Annotated in this window: 14 protein-coding genes; 8 read left to right on the top strand and 6 right to left on the bottom strand. The window is 68.1% G+C overall.

Annotated elements, in window-relative coordinates; all coding sequences use genetic code 11:
• Nucleotides 1-27: 27 nt before the first annotated feature.
• Nucleotides 28-864, bottom strand: coding sequence for a Rossmann-like and DUF2520 domain-containing protein (locus KY501_RS46410; protein ID WP_224371402.1), 837 nt, complete (start codon nt 862-864; stop codon nt 28-30).
• Nucleotides 865-1,051: 187 nt separating this feature from the next.
• Between KY501_RS46410 and KY501_RS46405 the strand changes: the two genes are divergently transcribed.
• The gene (locus tag KY501_RS46405) at nt 1,052-2,860 is read left to right on the top strand and encodes a bifunctional lysophospholipid acyltransferase family protein/GNAT family N-acetyltransferase (RefSeq protein ID WP_224371401.1); all 1,809 of its coding nucleotides are present in this window, start codon (nt 1,052-1,054) and stop codon (nt 2,858-2,860) included.
• Nucleotides 2,861-2,880: 20 nt separating this feature from the next.
• On the opposite strand, the gene KY501_RS46400 is transcribed toward KY501_RS46405, so the two are convergent.
• The 4 genes from KY501_RS46400 to KY501_RS46385 form a co-directional block, all read right to left on the bottom strand.
• Entirely contained in the window at nt 2,881-5,490 is a 2,610-nt protein-coding gene (locus KY501_RS46400) for an efflux RND transporter permease subunit (RefSeq protein WP_224371399.1), read from the bottom strand.
• Between the two features lie 42 nt (nt 5,491-5,532).
• The gene (locus tag KY501_RS46395) at nt 5,533-6,099 is read right to left on the bottom strand and encodes a hypothetical protein (protein ID WP_224371397.1); all 567 of its coding nucleotides are present in this window, start codon (nt 6,097-6,099) and stop codon (nt 5,533-5,535) included.
• 276 nt (nt 6,100-6,375) lie between these two features.
• Nucleotides 6,376-7,125, bottom strand: coding sequence for a lysophospholipid acyltransferase family protein (locus KY501_RS46390; protein WP_224371395.1), 750 nt, complete (start codon nt 7,123-7,125; stop codon nt 6,376-6,378).
• A gap of 204 nt (nt 7,126-7,329) precedes the next feature.
• Nucleotides 7,330-9,891, bottom strand: a complete 2,562-nt coding sequence (locus tag KY501_RS46385) for an AAA family ATPase (protein ID WP_224371393.1) — start codon at nt 9,889-9,891, stop codon at nt 7,330-7,332.
• Nucleotides 9,892-10,153: 262 nt separating this feature from the next.
• Between KY501_RS46385 and KY501_RS46380 the strand changes: the two genes are divergently transcribed.
• From KY501_RS46380 to KY501_RS46350, 7 genes are read left to right on the top strand one after another with little or no spacing between them, the layout of a single operon-like run.
• Nucleotides 10,154-10,891 (top strand): YIP1 family protein, encoded by a 738-nt coding sequence (locus KY501_RS46380; protein ID WP_224371391.1) that lies wholly within the window; start codon nt 10,154-10,156, stop codon nt 10,889-10,891.
• Nucleotides 10,888-12,330, top strand: coding sequence for a TolC family protein (locus KY501_RS46375; protein WP_224371389.1), 1,443 nt, complete (start codon nt 10,888-10,890; stop codon nt 12,328-12,330). The genes KY501_RS46380 and KY501_RS46375 overlap by 4 nt, the downstream gene beginning before the upstream one ends.
• Nucleotides 12,327-13,592, top strand: a complete 1,266-nt coding sequence (locus KY501_RS46370) for an efflux RND transporter periplasmic adaptor subunit (RefSeq protein ID WP_224371387.1) — start codon at nt 12,327-12,329, stop codon at nt 13,590-13,592. Before KY501_RS46375 ends, KY501_RS46370 begins: the two co-directional genes overlap by 4 nt.
• A 14-nt stretch (nt 13,593-13,606) precedes the next feature.
• Entirely contained in the window at nt 13,607-14,353 is a 747-nt protein-coding gene (locus KY501_RS46365) for an ABC transporter ATP-binding protein (RefSeq protein WP_373691725.1), read from the top strand.
• On the top strand, nt 14,350-15,579 hold the full coding sequence (locus tag KY501_RS46360; RefSeq protein ID WP_224371383.1) for an ABC transporter permease: 1,230 nt from the start codon (nt 14,350-14,352) through the stop codon (nt 15,577-15,579). The genes KY501_RS46365 and KY501_RS46360 overlap by 4 nt, the downstream gene beginning before the upstream one ends.
• Before the next feature lie 12 nt (nt 15,580-15,591).
• Nucleotides 15,592-16,821 (top strand): ABC transporter permease, encoded by a 1,230-nt coding sequence (locus KY501_RS46355; RefSeq protein WP_224371381.1) that lies wholly within the window; start codon nt 15,592-15,594, stop codon nt 16,819-16,821.
• A complete protein-coding gene (locus tag KY501_RS46350; protein WP_224371379.1) occupies nt 16,818-17,480 on the top strand; it encodes a hypothetical protein in 663 nt (220 codons plus the stop codon). The genes KY501_RS46355 and KY501_RS46350 overlap by 4 nt, the downstream gene beginning before the upstream one ends.
• Here the strand turns inward: KY501_RS46350 and KY501_RS46345 are convergent.
• A complete protein-coding gene (locus KY501_RS46345) occupies nt 17,477-19,918 on the bottom strand; it encodes a PAS domain-containing sensor histidine kinase (RefSeq protein ID WP_224371377.1) in 2,442 nt (813 codons plus the stop codon). The two genes, KY501_RS46350 and KY501_RS46345, sit on opposite strands and share 4 nt — an antisense overlap.
• Nucleotides 19,919-20,051: the final 133 nt, after the last annotated feature.

Raw genomic sequence — 20,051 nt, 5'->3', positions numbered from 1 at the left:
GGACCCTAGCCGCGATGACCGCGCGCTTCACCGCTCAAACAGGAGCTTTGTCAGATCGTCGAGTGCTTCAGGTGGGAGCCGGGAGCCGATCAGCCGGAGCGCTCGCTGAGAGAGGAGCCGGTACACCTCCGCCACCTCGGGAGACAGTGCCGCCAGATGGGCTCCCACCACGCCCGCATCCCCTCGGACGACGGGGCCGGTGAGTCCCCGAGCCAGTCCGCGAGCTTCCATGCCTCGCACCGACGATTTCATCAGAGGCAACAGCGCCGCGAGCGCCGCGTCCCCAGGGATACCAGCCTGGCCCAGCGCCTCCACCGCCGCGGACATGAGCGCCACGGCGCCTCCCGCGCTCAGCACAGCCCCCGCGTGGTAGGCGGCGCGGTGGCGCTCCGAGACCTCCAGCACCTGGAGTTCCAGCCCCTTTGCCATCTGCCGCAGCACGGCCTTCAAGGTTCGTGAGCGGGTGCTGATGGCCACCGCATGTCCCGCGAGCGAGTCCCTTGGATCCGAGACGGCGCAGAGTGGATGGAAGGAGCCCAGGGGCCGTCCTCGGGGAGTCCCCAGCGCCTGGAGCGACAGTGCCCCCGCGCAGTGCACCAGCGCCGCGCCCCGGCCCAGTGTGCGAGCCATCTCCCGAGCCACCTCGGGCACGGCCTTCTCGGGCACGCAGAGCAGGGCCACTCGCGCCTGCTCCAGTTCCCTGGGAGTGGCCGGCTTCAGCCCCAGTGCCTGCACACGGCCGCGTCCTTCTTGGGTCCGGCTGAGGACGCTCACGGGCCAGCGCTGCGCGGAGAGGGACAGCGCCAGGGCTCCTCCCAGGCGGCCTCCTCCCACCACGACGATTCTCGGACGTCTCGCGGCCATGCACCCTCGACCGGCTCTCTCCGCGGAGAGCCACGAAGCCGTGACGTTACCAGCCGGTGACAGGCGCCTGGAAGAAAGGAGGGTGAGGCAGATCGGATACGGCGTTGTCGTGGTCTTGGCACGGAGCAGTCGCGGTGTCGTGGCGGCTTCGCGGCAGGGTGCGGAGGACCTTCGCCGAGGTGATGCCATGCTGAAGCCCGACTCTGCTCCGCAGCTCATCGACCTGAAGAGTTCGATCGAGCACCCCATGATGCGAACCCTGTACTCCCTGGTCGAGCAACCCGTCGAACAGGCTCTCTCGCTCTCGACGCTGAACCGGCTCTACTCCCGCTTCCTCTCGCTCTACGAGCCCGACACGTACTTCCACACCGTCTTGCAGGTGCTCGATGTGGACTACAGCTTCACCGAGGAGGATCGCGCCCGCATCCCCGCCTCGGGTCCCGTCGTCGTGGTTGCCAACCAACCCTTCGGCTCGATCGAAGGCATGATCCTGGGAGACCTCCTCACGCGAGTCCGCTCCGACGTGCGGCTGCTCGGGAACCACGATTTCTGGAAGGTGCCCGAGGGGCAGCCGTGGAGCTTCCCGGTGAAGTCTGGCCGCGAGCCGGAGACCCTCCGCGCCAACGTGGCGCCCCTTCGGGCCAGCATGCGCTGGCTGGAGGCCGGGGGCGTGCTGGTGGCCTTCCCCTCCGGGACGATGTCGCACCTGGATCTGCGCGAAGGGCACATCTCGGATCCGCCGTGGCACCCGCGCATCGCGGCGCTCGTCCGTCGCACGGGCGCCACCGTGCTGCCCGTCTTCTTCGAGGGGCGCAACAGCATGCTCTTCCAGTTGGCCAGCCTCATCCACCCGCGCCTGCGCGCGGCGCTCCTGCCTTCCGAGTGCCTCAAGCGCAGCCACTCCACGATCGGCGTGCGCGTGGGCAAGCCCATCCGCCCGGAGAAGCTGGCGCGCTACGAGGACGATGAGACGCTGATCAGCTACCTGCGCTTCAAGACGTACCTGCTCGGGCGCCGCGAGAGCCCCATCCGGCCGCGGTTCCTGCCGGGGCTGCGCAAGGCCATCGCTCCCGCGAAGATGGAGCCGCTGGGTGAGGCCGTTCCGCCGGAGACGCTCGCCGCCGAGGTGGCGAAGCTCCCGGCCGAGGCGCTCCTGGCGGAGCACTCGGACTTCCAGGTGTTCATTGCCCGTGCGCCGCAGATCCCCCAGGTGCTGAGGGAGATCGGCCGGTTGAGGGAGAAGACCTTCCGAGAGGTCTCCGAGGGCACCGGCCGCGCGCTGGATCTGGACGGCTACGACGAGAGCTACCTACACCTCTTCATGTGGAACCACGCGAGCAACGAGCTGGTGGGCAGCTACCGCATCGGCCAGGTGGACGAGGCGCTCGCGCGAGGCGGGGCGTCGGACCTCTACACGAGCAGCCTGTTCAAGTACGAGGAGGGCTTCCTCCACAGGTTGGGCCCGGCGTTGGAGCTCGGGCGCTCCTTCATCCGCTCCGAGTATCAGCGCAAGCCCACCTCGCTGGCTCTCATCTGGCGCGGCATTGGCGAGTTCCTGGTGCGCAATCCGCGCTACAAGATCCTCTTCGGGCCGGTGAGCATCAGCCGGGACTACCAGAGCCTCTCGCGCCGGATCATGGTCGAGTTCCTGGCGCAGGAGCGCGGGGACGAGCGGCTCGGGGCGCTGGTGAAGGCCCGCAACCCGCTCAAGGAGCGCTTCGCGCGCGAGGAGCGGGCCGTGCTCGATCGCCTGGTGAAGGGCGTGGAGGATGTCTCGGCGCTCGTGACGGAGATCGAAGAGGACAACAAGGACATGCCGGTGCTGCTGCGCCACTACCTGCGCCTCAACGCGCGGCTGCTCAGCTTCAGCGTGGATCCGGAGTTCGGAGACTGCATCGACGGGCTCGTCGTGGTCGATCTGCGCACGACGGACCCGAAGATTCTCAAGCGCTTCATGGGCGAGGAGGGCTACCTGCGGTTCTCCTCCGCCTCGTAGGTCTGCTTCCCCTCGGAGGTTCAGGCTGCCCGGCTCTCGGGCTGGGCGGCCGGGGAGGGGGGAGCCTCCGAGGGGGGCTGCTGTCCATGCTGGCGCTGCCGGCGGTCATGCATGAGCTGCATCACCGCGGCGAGCACGGTGAAGGACACCCCGAGCGTGGTGATGAGGCCGATGCACGCCACCATGCCCATGGACTTGAGGCCGTTGTGGCTGGCGGCCAGCAGTGAGGCGAAGCCCGACACGGCCGTGAGCGTGGAGGAGGCCACGGCGGCGCCCACGCTGCGCAGCGCCACCGCGGGCGAGGTGCCTTCCAGGAATCGGTGGAGCAGGTAGAGGCCGTGGCTCACGCCGAAGCCCAGGAGGATGGGCAGGATGATGATGTTCATGAAGTTCAGGCGCAGATCGAAGAGCGCCATGAACCCCAGCATCATCGCCAGGCCCACGGTGAGCGGAATCACGGAGGCGAGCGCCAGTGGCACGCTGCGGAAGTCCGCGAAGTGCATCAGGAGGATCCACAGCGAGACGAGCACCACCGTGAGCCGGCCATCCGAGAGGACGATCCGAGCCAGCCGGGCATACAGCTGAGAGGGCCCGGCGGCCCGGAACTCCTTGCCGGAGGCCGTCTTGATGAGCCGCGTCTCGTCGGCGAACTGGATCATCAGCTTGCCGTTCATCAGATCGATGCTCGGGTAGATGAAGGTGAGGAAGCCGTGGTTCTCCGGCTTCGTGGTGGGCAGGTGGCGGAACTGCTTGGCGTAGATCTCCGGCACTTCGTTCACACCAAAGGGCCGCGCCGACAGCATCCGTTGGAAGGTGGCGGCCTTGTCCTGCACTTCGGGGGGGAGGGCGGAGACGTTCAACTCCTTCAGCTCCTCCTGCCACTCCGCGAGGATCTTCGCGTTGGCCTGGGCTCGCTCTGGAGGCGGCACGAAGGAGTAGAGGCTCACCACCTGCTCGATGGTGGGGTACTTCTCCTTGTGCCGGGTGAGCTCGTCGTAGACCTCCTTCGCCTCCTCGAGCGTCTTCGTGTAGACGGCGATGGGGTCGCTGGACATCTGGAAGCGTCGGCTGATCTCCTCCTGGAGCCGGACGGAGGGCTGGCCGTCGGGGATGAGCGCGCGGGTGTTGTAGTTGAAGCGGACGCCGTACTGGAGGCGCTCGAAGAAGCCGAGCTCCCGGCCTTGTGGAGGCTGGGCGTTGTTCCAGGGGATGGCGCACGCGCAGACGATGACGATGAGGGTGGTGCTCACGCCCAGCAGCAGGCCGGGACGCTGGAATCGGATCTCCTGGCCCGAGGCGTTGTGCGTGGCGGGCGGCTTCATCATGCCGATGAGTTTCTGGGGCAGCGCGGGACTGGCGCGCCCGATGAGCGCCAGCAGCGCGGGGCTCCACGAGAACAGGGTGAGGCCTAGGATGAGTGTGCCGCAGCCCGCCAGGAAGCCGAACTGGCTGAAGCCGCGGAACTCGCTGACCATGAGCACGAAGAACGAGCCGCTCGTCACCACCGCGGACACCATGGCGGGCCGGCCCGCGTTGATGATGGCATCCCGGATGGCGATGTCGTACGGCTTGCCGGAGCCCAGCTCCAGCCTCGTGCGGAAGACGAAGTGGATGCCGAAGTCGATGCCGAACCCCATCAGGATTCCGCCGAGGATGCTGGTGATCATGTTGAGCTCACCCACGGTGGCGTAGGTGAAGCCCATGGTGATGATGGTGCCGATCACCATGCCGCTCACGACGATGACGGTGGGGGCCCACTTGCGGAAGAAGGCGATGGTGATGCCGAGGATGGCCAGGAAGGCGATGAACGCCACCGGCTTGAGCGACTCCTCGATGGCGTACGAGTCATCCACCACCGTTTGATAGGAACCGGTGAAGCCATAGGCGACCGTCTTCGCGTCGCCCATCCGCTCATAGTCCTCGACCAGCTTCACGCCGCCGGCATTCGCCTGGGAGTACTCCGCCAGCATGCCGCGAAGGTGCTCGACATACTCCTTCGTCTTGCCGAGCTGGTTCATGTCCCACAACGGCTTGATGAGCAGCAGGAGCATCTTCCGGTCGGGGGAGATGTAGTAGTCGTCGGCGATGCTCTTCTTGCCGACGCTGGAGTACTTCTGGATGAGGTCCTGCAGGTCGAGCTTCACGGGCTCGGTCTTCTTCAGCTCGATGAAGAAGGGGTTGTTGCGGCGCAGCTGGTCCTTCAAATAGGCGCTGATGCGCCGCTTTCCCTCGGCCAGATCCTCCGTCTCGAGGAAGAGGACCATGTTGTCCTGGATGAACTCGACGGGGATCTTGTAGGTGATGAAGCGGACGTGCTCCGCGTCCGCCTGGAGCCGCTCCGCGAGATCATCCGAGACGCGCTTGAGGGTGGCCTCGTCCGAGGAGCGCAGCGCGAGCATGAGGTAGCCGCTGCCACCGACCATGTCGATGACGCGTTTGACTTCCTTCACCTCGGGGAGTTCCTGCGAGATGAGATCGAGCTGATTGGAGTTGATGGTCAGCTTCGATGTGCCCCAGGCGGAGACACCCAGCAGCACGAGGAGGACGAGGAGGACCCGGCCGGGTCTGCGAACCAGGAGTTCAGCGCAGGCCAAGGCCAGACGGTGAGAGGCAGAGGAGGGGGCGCTCATGCGGCGGTGACCGTATGGGTAGGCCGCCGTTCACCCAAGCAACTATCGGCTCACATTTTTTGACAACTCGATGGCGGCAGGTGACTCGCATGCAATGCAGTGCGGCCAGCTGCTCCCGCGAGAGCCGAACTCAAGCCAGCCGATGATGGCCGAGAACTCGCGGCTCTCGACGCCCCAGACCGCCTCGTTGAGCCCCTGGACTCCCGCGCCCCGCAGATAGTCGGTGAAGTCGTGGAGCGCCGTGAAGCGCTGCTCTCGCTCGTCCCGGGGCGCCCACAGCAGCAGGGGCATCTGTGCCGAGCCCGCGAGGCCGAGATCCGGCGTGGTCTCGGAGAGCGCTTGGGGATCCACGCCCGTGGCCCCCGCCATCAGGGCCACGGCGAACCGGTGCACGGGCAGTTGCCGGGCGTTGGGGAACTTCTTCAGCACCTGGGCCCGGTCTTCGGGACGCGTGGCGAGCTGCTCCAGCGTCACCCGGGAGATGGCCAGGAGCTGTTCGTTCGTCACGCGGGGATTGTCGAGGATGGCGCGCCGGAAGAGGCTCTCCACCGAGTCTCCCTCGAGTTCGAGGCCCAGTGCTTCATCCGCGTGCCGGAGGCGGGCGAGCATGGCCGCCGAGACTTGTTCCACCGCGCTGTCGGGTTCACCGCGCCACACCGGGCCGGGACAGGACTGTGCCTCACCGCGGCGGCTGGAGAGCGCCGAGACCACGACTGCGACCAGTATCAGCCTGCCCCAGGCAGCCCGGCTCCCGCGAAGCAATGAGCGCACCTCGTCCGTCCTTCGATAGCGTGAAGAGCATATCGAAGCAGCGGACCCTGACGGTGCACATGTCCAGCCGCCTTGCCCAGAGGCAAGTGCACCGGTCAGTCTTGATGCGATGCGCTATTGATGGGAGTTGGACGCGGGGGCGCCTCCTTGCGGCGATTCTTCAGCAGGCTCGGGAGCGTGAACGAGCTGTTCGCACAGTTGGCGCAGATGTGCGCCATCATGCTCTGCGGCCTTCACCGGGCGACTGAAGGTCAGATGGATGCGGATGCGAGGACGGGCCGCGAGCTGGAGCAGGTGGCCCACGAAGGTGGCGTCTCCTACCCAGTCCGAGTGCTCGTCCTCATAGCGGAGCGAGGCCGGCACGATCTGGATCGGCGTCCCCGCGACGGACTGGAAGAGGCCGGGACGGAAGTTCAAGGTTTCGTCGCTGCGGCAGGTCGTCCCCGTCGGGAAGTTCACGACGGAGAAGCCCAGGTCGAGCCGCTCGAGGATGGCCTCCGTGGCGGCCTTGCGGCTTCGGGCCGAATCCCTCTTCACGAAGGCGATGCCGGCTGCCGCGGCTCCGGGACCGATGAGCGGCCACCGTTTCACCTCGGCCTTCGCGAGGAAGAGGCAGGGGGTGGCCGCGCCGAGCGCGGCGATGTCGAGGTAGGAGTGGTGGTTGGCGACGATCAGGCAGCCGGGCGCCGGGAGCTGGCCCCTGACGAGGAGCTTGATGCCGAAGATCCAGGCACCGATCTGGGCGAAGCGGTGCAGGATCGCCTGGCCGAGGCGGATGCGTCGCTGGGGGCCCCACGGAGAGGCGACGAGCAACGTCAGCCTCGTCGCGATCGATGAGGCAAGCACGAGCAAGAAGAAAGCCATGAGCCGGAGCCCCGCGCGCAAGACATCCACGAGTCCGTAAGAGGACCCGACCAGCGAGGCGGCTACGCGTCCCTGAGTGTCTGTTCCCGGAGGCGTCGCGTTCACGCACGGAAAGCTAGCGTGCGCATGTCACGGCTCTGCTCCAACCGGGTTCCAAGTTCGCAGCGGCTCGGTGCCGAAGGGGTGGGGCACCGAACCTGCCGCTCAGGCCGCCACGAGCTGGAACGCGAGCTGGCTGTCCCGCACCGCCACCTGCACCCGGTCTCCCGCCACGAACTCGCCGGACAGGATGCGCTCGGCCAGCGGAGCCTCCACCAGCCGCTGCACCACTTGGCGCATGGGCCTCGCTCCGAGCTGCGGATCGAACCCGCCGGACTTCAGCAGGAGGCCCACCACATCCTCGCCGGCCACGTACTCGATGCCCCGCTCCGTCGCGAGCCGCTTGCTGCTCTCGGCCAGCAGCAGCGTGGCGATCCGCGCCACCTCCACCTCGCGCAGCGGGCGGAACGGCAGCCGCTCGTCGATGCGGTTCCACAGCTCCGGAGGCAGGGCCTTGCGCGCCGCCGCGCTGGCCTGGTCCATGTCGCTCTGGCCGCCCGCGCCCGCGTCCGCGCCAAACCCCAGCGCGCGGCCCGTGCGAGAGAACGCCTCCGCGCCCAGGTTCGTCGTCAGGACGATCACCGTGTTCGAGAAGTCGATGTGCCGGCCCTTGCCATCCGTCAGCCGGCCCTCCTCGAGCACCTGGAGCAGCAGCATCTGGACCTCACGATGCGCCTTCTCGATCTCGTCCAGCACCACCACGGATGAGGGGCGCCGCCGCACCGGCTCGGTGAGCTGGCCTCCCTCGCCAAAGCCCACGTAGCCTGCCGGAGAGCCGATGAGCCGCGACACGCCGTGCTGCTCGGACATCTCGCTCATGTCCAGGCGCACCAGCGCGTCCTTGTTCCCGAAGAGCACCTCCGCCAGCGCCCGGGCCATCTCCGTCTTGCCCACGCCCGTGGGCCCCAGGAACATGAACGAGCCCATGGGACGCCGCGAGGCGAACCCCGCGTAGTTGCGCCGGATGACCCGGGCAATCTTGCCGATGGCGTCCTCGTGCCCGATGACCCGCTGCGACAGGTCCGTCTCCAGGCTCAGCAGCCGCGCCGAGTCATTCAGCAGCAGCCGCTCCTCGGGCACTCCGGCCAGCTTCGCCACCACCCGAGCCACATCCGCCGGCTCCACGGACGTCTTGCCCTCGCGGCGGCAGCGCGAGCCCGCCAGGTCCGCCACGGAGATGGCCTTGTCCGGCATGAACCGGTCCGTCACGTAGCGGGAGGCCAGGGACGCCGCCGCCTCCAGGGCCTCGGACGCGTACTTCAGCCCGTGGTGCTCCTCGTAGCGGCCAATCACGCCCCGGAGGATCTCCACCGTCTCGGGCACCGAGGGCTCGTTCACCACCACTGGAGTGAAGCGCCGCTCCAGCGCCGGATCCTGGGTGATGAACTTCCGGAACTCGTCATGCGTGGTGGCGCCGATGCAGGGGAACTCGCCGCGCGCCATGGCCGTCTTCAGCTCGTTGGCCGCGTCCTGAGGCCCGTCGCCCGTGGAGCCCGCGCCCACCAGGGTGTGGATCTCGTCGATGAAGACCACCACCCGGCCGTCCGCCTTGCGCACTTCATCCTTGAGAGCGTTCAGCTTCTCCGAGAACGAGCCGCGCAGCTGCGTGCCCGCCACCAGGGACGCCATGTCCAGCTCGATGAGGATCTTCGTGGCCAGCGTGCCGCGCAGCGTGACGAGCTGCTGCGCCACGCCCTCCACCACGGCCGTCTTGCCGACGCCGGCCTCGCCCAGCAGGCACGGGTTGTTGGTGCGGCGCTTGCCGAGGATGTCGATGACCTCCTCGATCTCCTTGGCCCGTCCCACCACGGGATCCAGCTTCCCCTGTTGCGCCAGCAGGCTCAGGTTGCGGCCCAGGGAGGTGAGGAGCGGGTAGTTCTTCGCCTCCAGCACCAGGGACTCGCCCGCCTTGGCCTGCTGCGGGAAGGGCACGGGAGTGGGAGTCGGCCGGGCCGCCGGAGCCGGAGCCGCTGCCGGAGCTACCGGAACAGGAGCCGGGGGCGGCACGGGAATGGCACGGGCCACGGGAGCAGGAGGCAGCGGCTCGGCCACCTCGGGCGCCTCGTTCTGGCCCTCATCCTCATCGATTAGATCCCGCGGAGAGATCGCGGGCAGGGAAGGGCGGCTCGGGGTGGCCGGCCGGGGCAGGCTCAGCGCCACGGCGGACTGGGGCAGGGGCGTCGGCGGAGCACCCAGGGGGCGGCCCATCGGGTAGCGCGTCCCAATCGCATGGGGCGCCTGCTGGGTCCGTCCCGCCTGGAGCTTGCGAGGCATCCGGCCGCTCGTGAAGTACGAGAGCGCGGTGGTCCTCAGACCAATGAGGTCCACCCCGGCTTGGGTCAGCAGCTCGTTGGCCGAGCAGCGTACCCGCGCGAAGGCGATGAGCAGGTGCAGGCAGTCCGCCTCGCGCGAGTCGCACTGCTGGGCGATGACGCGGGCGCGCTGGCACAGCTCGCGCACCAGGGGCTCCTCCTCGGCGGGAGCCTCCGTCATGCGCTCCAGCAGCAGATCCTCGTCGATGCCCTTTTCCTTGAGGAGCACCTGGGCGGGATTGTCCACCGTGAAGAGCGCCAACAACACGTGGGCGGAGCTGAGTTTCTGGGAGACGCTCTGGGCAATGTCCTTTGCCTCGAGGAGTACCTGCGCGAGATCCGTGCTATCAACCATTGGCGCTCCGGCAAGCGGGCATTCGAGCAAATACACCCTCCCGATCCCGGTCGCAAAATTTCTGCTACAGCCCGCTACAAGGTAGGGGTAACCCCGCTAAATCCGTGGAATGTGGCAGGTTGCTCGCCTGTTCGGCGGCCCGACTGTCGTGGACCACGCAATCAGCAGGCAGCAACCGACGTAGAGTGGGTGCCCCTCTCACCGGCGCGTCGGGGTTTATCGTCCGTTTAAGAACGGGGCGTATCTTTCTGACCCTCACCATATGACCTCTCTTGCTCAACCCGCCCGCGTCCTCGTCGATCCATTCGACGGGATGGGGGCTGCTATCGAGGCCCGCCGCTGGGTGTGGCCGCTGCTCTTCTTGTGCTTCTCCGTGGCGCTGTCCGGCACGGCCTTTGCCATGCGCTGGGATGCGGCGCCGGCCACCCTCCAACGATTGGAGACGAGCGGCGAAATCAGCCGGTACTCCGAGAGCGAGATCGCCGACGAGATCCAGACGGCCTCGCGCAAGGCGCTGGTGGGGGGCATCGCCAAGGGCGTGTTCCTCATGCCGCTGCAGGTGCTGGTGCTGGCGGCGGTGCTGTGGTTCGCCGCGTGGCTGTTCGGCACGCCCACGGCGTTCGGGAGGCTGATGACGGTGGCGGCCATCGCCCTGCTTCCCATCGCCCTGTACCACCTCATCTTCGCTGGCTGCGCCGCGGCCCAGCACACGATGACCGAGGCGCGGGTGGCCACGTTGGTTCCCTCCAGCCTGGCGGCGCTCGGTGGGCTGTCTCCCAAGGCCCAGAAGCTGCTGGGCGCGGTGGACTTCTTCAACCTCTGGAGCGTGGGGCTGCTCGGGCTGGGCTTCTCTTCGGCCACGGGGATGCGCAAGAGCCGGGCGCTGCTGCTGGCCGTGGTGCTCTACGCCATGTTCGTGGGGGTCTTCGTCATTGGCCTGCCGGCCATGGGCGATGGGGGTCCCCCTGGCAAGGGTGGTCCGGGCGGAGGTGGGCGATGAAGTCGCTCATGATCGCGGCGGTGCTCGCCGCTGCTCCTCAGGCTCCGCAGGATGCCCCGGCTGCTTCGGGTGCTGCTCCCGCTTCGGCCACTCAGGCGGCGCCAACCTCTCAGGCGGCACCGGCCGAGGCGGTGGTCCCCGTCACCCTCGACGAGGTCCGCGCCGAGGGCCGGAAGAACACCCAGGCCTTGCTCGCTCTGTTGGATGTGGAGCGCTCGGAGCAGGACGTCCGCGTCGCGCGTTCGTCCTTGCTGCCGCAGGTGAGCTTCAGCCTCAGCGGGGGTGGTGCCTATAGCGGCCGCTCACGCATCCTGACCCCCGTGAGGGACGAGACCACGGGACAGTGGGTGCAGGTGCCTGGAGAGGTGCCCTCATCGACGAGCCGCAGCTACGATCTCTCGGCGACCTTGAACCAGGTCATCTATGATCGGGCGCGCTGGAAGCAGCTCGAGCAGAGCGGCGCGACGGCGGCGGCCACGCGCGGCCAGTCCGCGGAACAGGCGGACGCCTCCGAACTCGAGGCCATCAACCGCTTCTACAACCTCTATCGCTCCCAGGCTACCATCCAGGTGCTGGAGGCCACCGTGCAGCGCAGCCAGGAGCAGCTCGAACGCGCTCGAGCGCTCTTTCAGGCAGGCCGCGTGGGCCGGGGCGAGGAGCTGTCCGCGCTGGTGAACCTGGGCAACGATCGCATCAACCTGGTACAGCGCCGCGCGCAGCTGGTGCAGGACCAGACGCAGCTCGCGGTGTGGCTGGCCCGGCCTGGCACCACGCCGTTGCTGGCCAAGGACCCTGGGATTCTCACAGTGGCGCCCGAGCCGGCTCCCGCCCTGGACACCTCCGTCGCGCAGGCCCGCCAGAGCCGTCCCCTGGTTCGCGCGCTTCAGGAGCAGGTGCGTGCCGCGCAGCTGGGCCGGGACGTCGCCTTCGCGGACTACATCCCGCGGCTGTTGGCCCAGGGCTCCTATTCCCGCCAGGGTTCTTCTACCCGCCAGGTGATCGAGGGGACCCCCCTCACCGCGCCGCGGCTCCAGGACACGCTGTCGGGTGCGGTGGTGCTGCAGTGGGATCTCTTCAACGGCTTCGCCACGAAGGCCCAGGTGGCCCGGGCGGAGGCCACGGTGCGGACGGCCGAGCTGAACCTGGCGCAGGCCGAGCGGGAGCTGGACGCCACGGTGCGCTCCGCCCTCGAGGCGCTGGTCACGCGCATCGAGGCGGCGCGGTTGTCGGCGGACAACCGGGAGGCCGCGGCCCAGAGCCTGGCGCTCGCCGAGGAGCGCTTCAAGGCAGGAGCGGGCTCGACGCTGGAGGTGCGCGACGCGCAGCTCAAGCTCACCCAGGCGGAGTTGACGTTGCTCGGCAACCGAGTGGATGTGGAGATTGCTCGCTTCGCGCTGATGCGGGCCATGGGCACCCTGAGCCCGGGAGAGTCGAAATGAAGTGGTGGAAGGCGGTCATCGCTGGTGTGCTGTTCCTGGGTGCTGCGGCCATCACCGCGGGAGGGCTCAAGGACAGGCCTCCTCCGACGGTCGAGGTGCAGATGTCCAAGGCTCGCAAGGGCACCATCACCCGCACCATCACCGGCGCGGGCAAGGTGCAGGCGGCCACCACGGTGAAGATCTCCTCCAACCTCTCCGGCGATCTGATCGAGCTGTCGGTGAAGGAGGGGGACCGGGTGACGAAGGGGCAGGTGCTGGGGAAGATCGATCGCCGGCGCTTCGAGGCCTCGGTGAACCAGGCACGCGCCTCGCAGAACGCGGCCAAGGCGGATGTGCAGGTGGCCGAGGTGGAAGCCCAGCGCAGCGCCGCCGAGTACGGGCGCGTGGAAGGGCTGGTGGGCAAGGGGCTGGCGTCCGGCGCGGAGCTGGAGCAGGCCAAGGCGGCCAAGGACACCGCGGATGCACGCGTCGCGGCGGCGCGCCAGCGCTACGAGCAGGCCTCCGCCGTGTATGACGAGGCGTCCACGGATCTGTCGAAGACGACGCTCACCTCGCCCATCGAAGGCAACGTCATCGAGATGTCCCGTGAGGTTGGCGAGCGCGTGCGCGGTTCGGACTTCTCCGAGGACGTGGTGATGACGATCGCCGCGCTGAGCGCCATGGAGGTGAAGATCGAGGTGGGCGAGCACGAGGTGGTGCACCTCAAGCCCGGCCAGCCCGCAGAGGTGGCGGTGGACGCGCTCGAGGGCGAGACGTTCCCGGGCTCGGTGGTGGAGATCGCCCAGAAGGCGCTCATCAAGAACCCGGGTACGGAGGCGGAGGTGACGACGTTCCCCGTCACCGTGGCGCTGGACTCGCGGCCGCCGGGCGTGCTGCCGGGCATGAGCGCGGAGGTGCGCATCTCCTCCGAGACGCACAACGACGCGGTGCTGGTGCCCATCCAGGCGGTGACGGTGCGCTCGGAGAAGACGCTGCCGGACTACAAGCCGCCGGTGGAGGGCGGGCTCACCGCCAAGCGCAAGACGGAGTCGCTGGCCAAGGTCGTCTTCGTGGTGGACTCGGACAACAAGGCGCAGGTGCGCCGCGTGCGCACGGGCATCGCCTCGGACACAGAGCTGGAGATCCTCGAGGGACTGCAGGAGGGGGACAAGATCGTCGAGGGTCCCTACCGCACGCTCTCCAAGGAGCTGACCCATGGCGCCGCCGTCAGCGAGCCGAAGGCGGGCGGTCCTGGGGGGATGAAGGGTGGGGGGAAGTCGTGACGGTAGAGAGTGGCATCAGCGACGGCCGGCTCATCCAGCTTCAGAACATCACCCGCGTCTTCTCCGTGGGCGGTGAAGAGGTGCGGGCGCTGCGAGGGGTTTCGTTCGGCATCGCCCGAGGCGAGTGGGTGGCCATCATCGGCCAGTCCGGCTCGGGGAAGACGACGCTGATGAACCTCCTGGGCTGCCTGGACACGCCCAGCAGCGGCCACTACTTCCTCAACGGGAAGGACGTCTCGCGCATGAGCGATGACGAGCTGGCGATCATCCGCAATAAGGAAATCGGTTTCATCTTCCAGACCTTCCAGCTGCTGCCGAAGGAGACGGCGCAGTCCAACGTGGAGCTGCCACTGGTCTACCGCGGGATGCCAGCGCGCGAGCGGCGCGAGAAGGCGAGGGCGGCGCTGGAGAAGGTTGGCCTGGGCCACCGCATGCACCACCGGCCCAATGAGCTGTCCGGCGGTCAGCGTCAGCGCGTGGCCATTGCGCGGGCGCTGGTGGCCGAGCCCTCCATGCTCCTGGCGGACGAGCCCACGGGCAACCTGGACTCGGCCACGGGCGAGGAGATCGTCCGGCTCTTCGAGGAGCTTCACCGTGCGGGGCACACGCTGGTGCTGGTGACGCACGAGCCCAAGCTGGCGGCGCGTTGCCCGCGAGCGGTGCGCCTGAGCGACGGAGAGGTGGTGGCGGATGGGCCTGGCCGTGAGGTGGCGCTCGCGGATCGCGAGCTGCCCCTGGCCCAGGCTGCGGGTGGCGCATGAGCACCTTTCGCATCGACGTGCTGGAGGGAGGGCGCATCGCGCTCTTCTCGCTGAAGGCCAATCGGATGCGCACAGTGCTCACCACGGTGGGTATCGGCATCGGCGTGGCCACGCTGCTGGCCATCGTCGGCATCATCCAGGGGCTCAACGCGTCCTTTGACAAGCAGCTGGCCACCATCGGCGCGAACACGCTCTATGTGTCCAAGTTCCCCTGGGTGATCAGCGGCGACTGGTGGATCTACCGCAATCGCAAGAACTTCACCCTGCAGCAGGTGGAGCAGATCCGCGCGCAGTCCACCTACGTCACCGCCATCTCTCCCCTCGTCGGGCGCGGGGCGGACGTGTCCCATGGCGCGGAGCAGCTGTCCACGGTGGGCGTCAACGGCGTGACGGGCGAGTACCTGACCATCTCCGGCTACGAGGTGACGCAGGGCCGCTTCATCACCGACGCGGACGACGAGACGAACCGGCCCGTGGCGGTGCTCGGCGCGGACGTGGCCTCGGGGCTCTTCCCGAACATCAGCCCCATCGGGCAGACCATCCGCATCGAGAACCGGCCCTTCCAGGTGGTGGGCACGCTGTCTCGCAAGGGGAAGCTCCTGGACAACAACCAGGATCTCGTGGTGCTCGTCCCCTTCAAGACGTTCTACGCGGCGTTCGGCAAGCAGCGCCCGTTCAGTATCTCCATGGCGGTGACGAGCGCGGAGGACGTGAAGAAGGCGGAGGATCAGCTCGTGGGCATCATGCGGCGCCTGCGAGGCACGCCAGCTGGAGCGCCGGACGACTTCTCCATCAACCGGCCGGAGATGCTGGCCAACACCTACCAGCAGCTCACGGGCGCGCTCTACGGCGTGGCGGTGGGGGTGGGTCTCATCACGCTGTTGGTGGGCGGCATCGGCATCATGAACATCATGCTCGTGTCCGTGCGCGAGCGGACGCGGGAGATCGGCATCCGCCGGGCGCTGGGAGCGCGCAAGCAGACCATCGTGATCCAGTTCCTCATGGAGGCCTCGGCCGTGTCGGCGGTGGGCGGCACGTTGGGCACCGTGGTGGGCCTGGGCCTGGCGAAGGTGGTGTCGCTGATCACTCCGCTCGCGGCGGATGTGCAGGTGGTCACCATCGCCGCTGGCGTGGGCTTCGCGGCCCTGGTGGGGTTGCTGTTCGGCATCTGGCCGGCGGCGCGCGCGGCGAACCTCGATCCCGTGGAGGCGCTCCGCTACGAGTGAGCGGGCGGACCCATGCGAGCCTTCTTAGACAATCTCCGGCTGGCCTTCGGGACGTTCCTGGGCAACCCGCTGCGCTCGCTGCTGACGCTGCTGGGCATCGTCATCGGCGTCACCACGGTCATCACGATGATGGCCCTCATCGAGGGCCTGCGCATCAAGGTGAACCGCGATCTGTCCCAATTGGGCGCCAACACCTTCCAGACGACGAAGTGGCCCTCGGGGTTCGGGCGCTTCAACTGGGCGAAGTACGCCAAGCGGCCGAACCTGACGGTGGACGACGCGCGCGCCATCGTGGAGTCGTGCCCCTCGGTGGGGGCGGTGGGGCCCGCGGATGACGAGGGTGGGCAGAAGGTGGCCACCGCCAGCGCGGAGACGCGGCCCTCGGTGCGCGTCTACGGCGCCACGCCCGAGTATCCGGAGACGAGCGGCATCACCATCGGCTCCGGGCGCTTCTTCACGGACACGGAGGCGGTGGACGGACGGAGCGTGGCGGTGGTGGGGGTGGACGTGGCCGATGCGCTGTTCCCTGGGGCGGATCCGCTCAACCACGAGATCCGCATCAAGGGCCGGCCCTTCACCGTCATCGGGGTGTTGCAGCGGCGAGGCAGCTTCCTGGGGATGATGAGCATGGACAACATGGTCATCATGCCGCTGCGCACGTTCCAGCCGCTCTACGGGAAGAACCGCTCGCTGGATCTGAACATCCAGGCGCGCGATCCCACGCTGGTGACGAAGGCGCAGGACGAGGTGACCAACCTGCTGCGGCGTCGGCGCGATGTGGGGCCCACGGAGGAAGCCAACTTCGAGGTTGTCACCAACGAGTCGATGACGGAGTCCTTCAATCAGCTCTCCCAGGTGATCACCATCGCGGGCTTCGGCGTGTGCCTGCTGTCGCTGGTGGTGGGCGGCATCGGCATCCTGAACATCATGCTGGTGTCGGTGACGGAGCGGACGAAGGAGATCGGCATCCGCAAGGCGCTGGGGGCGCGCAGGCGGCGCATCCTGGGACAGTTCGCCACGGAGGCGGTGATCCTGGCGCTGGTGGGCGGAGTCATCGGCGTGGCGGTGGGCTTCGGGCTGGCGTTCCTGGGAAGGTGGATGCTGGGCTTCCCCACGGTGGTGCCGCCGTGGGCGGTGGCGCTGTCGTTGGGCATGAGCTCCGGCGTGGGGCTCATCTTCGGCATCTACCCCGCGTACCGCGCGGCTCGGTTGGATCCCGTGGAGGCGATGCGCTCGGAATGAGCACCGGGAGGTGGGCTGCCGTGGGGGTGCTGCTGTTCCTGGGGTGCGCGTCGCCCCGGCCGGCCCCTCCCGTGGAGTCCCCGGCTCCTCCTGTGCAGCAGCCTGCTCCGGCGGATGCGGGAACAGGACCGGTGGACGCCGGGACGGAGGATGGGGGCACCTCGCAGTCCGCGGTGTGTCCCTCCGAGCCTCCGATCGAGCTGAGTTCCTGTACGCAGCATGGACTCCGCTGCACGTACGTCGAGCGGCCGGAGTGCGGCACTATCTCGGAGTGCTACCTGGGGCAGTGGTACGCGCGGGCTCGAGGCAGCTGCTCGCCGCAGTTCGAGGGAGTCTGTCCGGCGAAGGCGGGGGAGGTGCCAGCGGACGTCTCTCCCAGGTCCGGGATCGTCTGCATCTATCCGGAGGGAGTCGCCTGCAGCTATCGCGTCGAGCGCGGCCAGCCCGAGTGCAGTGGCGTGGCGCGTGCGCTGCCACTCCCATCCGCTCCCTCGTACCGCTGCGAGGCGCCAGGTCCCGCGGCCTGTGTGCTGGGAGGCTTCAAGCAAGGAGGCCCGTGCGAGCCGGATGGCGTGTCCTGTGGCGCGGCCTGCTGCGGCCTGGGCGGAGTCTGCGTCCAGGGCGAGTGGCAGCTCGAGATGCGCCCGTGTCCGCCTTAACCCGCTCCCGGCAGAACCGCTGGCAGGTCGACGAGGAACGTCGCGCCTCGGCCTGGGCCCTCGCTCTCGACCCAGATGGAGCCACCGTGCGCTTCCACGATCTGCCGGCTGATGAAGAGCCCCAGGCCCAGGCCTGATACGTCGCTGGCGGAGATGGCCCGCTCGAAGCGATTGAAGATGCGCTCCTGGCTCTCCTTCGAGATGCCCAGGCCCTGATCTTGGACGCTGAGCAGGATGCGCCCCTCGCGTGAGCGCAGCGTCACGGTGATGGGCTTGTGGTCTCCGTAGCGCATGGCATTCGTGAGCAGGTTCGTCAAGACCTGCTCGATGCGGAAGGGATCCCAGCGCGCCTCGAGCCGCTCGGGCGCGTTCATGGTGGCGGGAGTGCCTGCCTCGGCGAGGTGCGGCCCCAGGCGTGTCAGCACATCCCGGACGAGCTCGACGGCGTCCATGCGAGCGGGCTCGATGATGAGGCGGCCCGTCTGGATTCGGGCGATGTCGAGCATGTCGTCGATCAGCCGCCCCAGTCGAGCGATCTGCCGGTTCGACTGCTCCACGAGCTTGTATACGCGCTCGGGCGCGGAGGCGCTCGGGTCGCCCCGCTCGAGGCCTCGCTGCATCAGGTGCAGTTGCAGCTTCAGCGAGGTGAGCGGTGTCTTCAACTCATGGCTGGCGATGGAGAGGAACTCGTCGCGCATGCGCAGGGCCTCTTTCAGCCGCGTCTCGGCCTCGAGCTGCGCGGTGATGTCCGTGTTGGTGCCGAACCAGCGGCGCACGTGGCCCGAGGCATCGCGAATGGGCCGGGCGCGGGTGAGAAACCATCGGTACTCGCCCGACTTGTTGCGCAGGGGGAAGGTGTCCTCCCAGACGTCACCCGTGGAGATGTGCTGCCTGAAGCTCTCGACGACGCGCCGCACATGATCCGGGTGGTGGACCTTCACCCAGCCCCAGTCCTGCATTTCCTCGAGTGTGGTGCCCGTGAAGTCGAACCAGCGCTGGTTGTACCAGAAGATGCACCCGGTCTCGTCCGCCATCCAGGCGAGCTGCGAGATGTTGTCAGCCAACGCCTCGAAGCGCTCCTTGCTCTCGAGCAGGGCGGCCTCGGTCTGGTGGCGCTCGGTGAGATCGAGCATGGAGCCGATCATGCGGACCGCCTTGCCGGAGGCATCCCGGCCGATGTACCCGCGATCGAGAAACGTGGCGTAGGAACCGTCGCTCCTGCGGAAGCGATACTCGTCGGTCCAGCTCTCCTGATGGCCATCAATGGCCGCGTGGATGCTGGTGAGTACCCGTTTGCGGTCTTCCGAGTGGATGCGGTCGGACCAGCCTTCGATGGAGGGGCCGAGCTCCTCGGGCGTGCACCCGAAGTGGGTGAGCACCGCTTCATTCCACTCGAGCTGGCCCGTCTGGAGATCCCAGTCCCAGATCACATCGTTGGTGGCGCGGCTGACGAGCCGGTGCCGCTCCTCGCTCCTGCGGACAGCGGCCTCGGCTTCGAGGCGGGCGGTGATGTCCATCTGCGCCGCCACGGCGCCGAGGATCTGTCCCGTGGCATCTCGTACGGGCGCCGCGGAGTTGAGCATGGTGCGGCGAGTGCCGGGCGCGTCGAACGGCTCGATCTCGACGATGTCGCTGGGAACGATCTCTCCGCGCAGGGCGCGGGCCATGGCCCAATCCTGAGCACCCAGGCGGCGCCCGTGCCGCTCCGAGCCATCCGCCCACCAGCCCTTCCACTCCAGGTATTCATCCACGCTGGAAGAAAAGGGAGCAGGTCCCCACAAGCGTTCATTGGCAGGGTTCATCCGGACGAGCCTGCCGCTGGCATCCGCCACGACGATGCCGGCGGGGGCGGCTTCGAGTACGGCGTCGAGGAGCCGGCTCTCGGCTTCGGCCTTGGCTGCCGCCTGGTGCGCTCGGGCCTCAATGGCGCGCAGAGCCTGCTCGGTCCGCTGGCGCTCAGGGGTGTTCACATGGGCGGTGATGTCACGGGTGATGACGACCGCGAGCACCTGCTTTCCCGACTCATCCCGGACGGGAACTCCGCTGAAGAGGAGGTGCCACTGCCGTCCGGTGTCGCGCTGCCGGGCGCGGAGCTTCCAGTGGGTGAAGGTCTGTCCTCGCAGGGCCCGGGAGACCGGCCACTCCTCTATAGGGAGAGGCTGCTGGTCATCGGAAGAGAGCTCATAGTGTTCCGCGAAGAAGGCGAGATCGCGCTGCATCTCCGTGGCGCTCATGAAGCCGTGGATGTGGGCCTCCGCGTCGTTGAGGAGGACGATATTGCCCGCCATGTCGAAGACGACGACGCCATCGGCCATGGCGAGGAGGACGGCCTCGAGCTGGGCCCGGCTGCTTGCGGAGCCACGCTCGAACATGGGGCGGAGGGCGGAGCGAAGCTCATCCTGCAAGGAGAGCAGGCGCTTCCCTGGCTCCCGGCTCACGGTAGCCCCCTTCTGGGGGAAGACGTGAACTTATGATGCATCCACGCAGCCACGCGGAGAGTCCTCCTGTCATGAGAAGGTCCATCCGCGAGTTCCAGAGAACACACTTCCCTTCAGGGCTTCCCGCTGAGTT

Source organism: Hyalangium versicolor, assembly GCF_020103695.1.
Taxonomy (GTDB): domain Bacteria; phylum Myxococcota; class Myxococcia; order Myxococcales; family Myxococcaceae; genus Hyalangium; species Hyalangium versicolor.
Note: the sequence above shows the minus strand (reverse complement) of the source record. Positions and strands in the feature narration are given on the sequence as shown.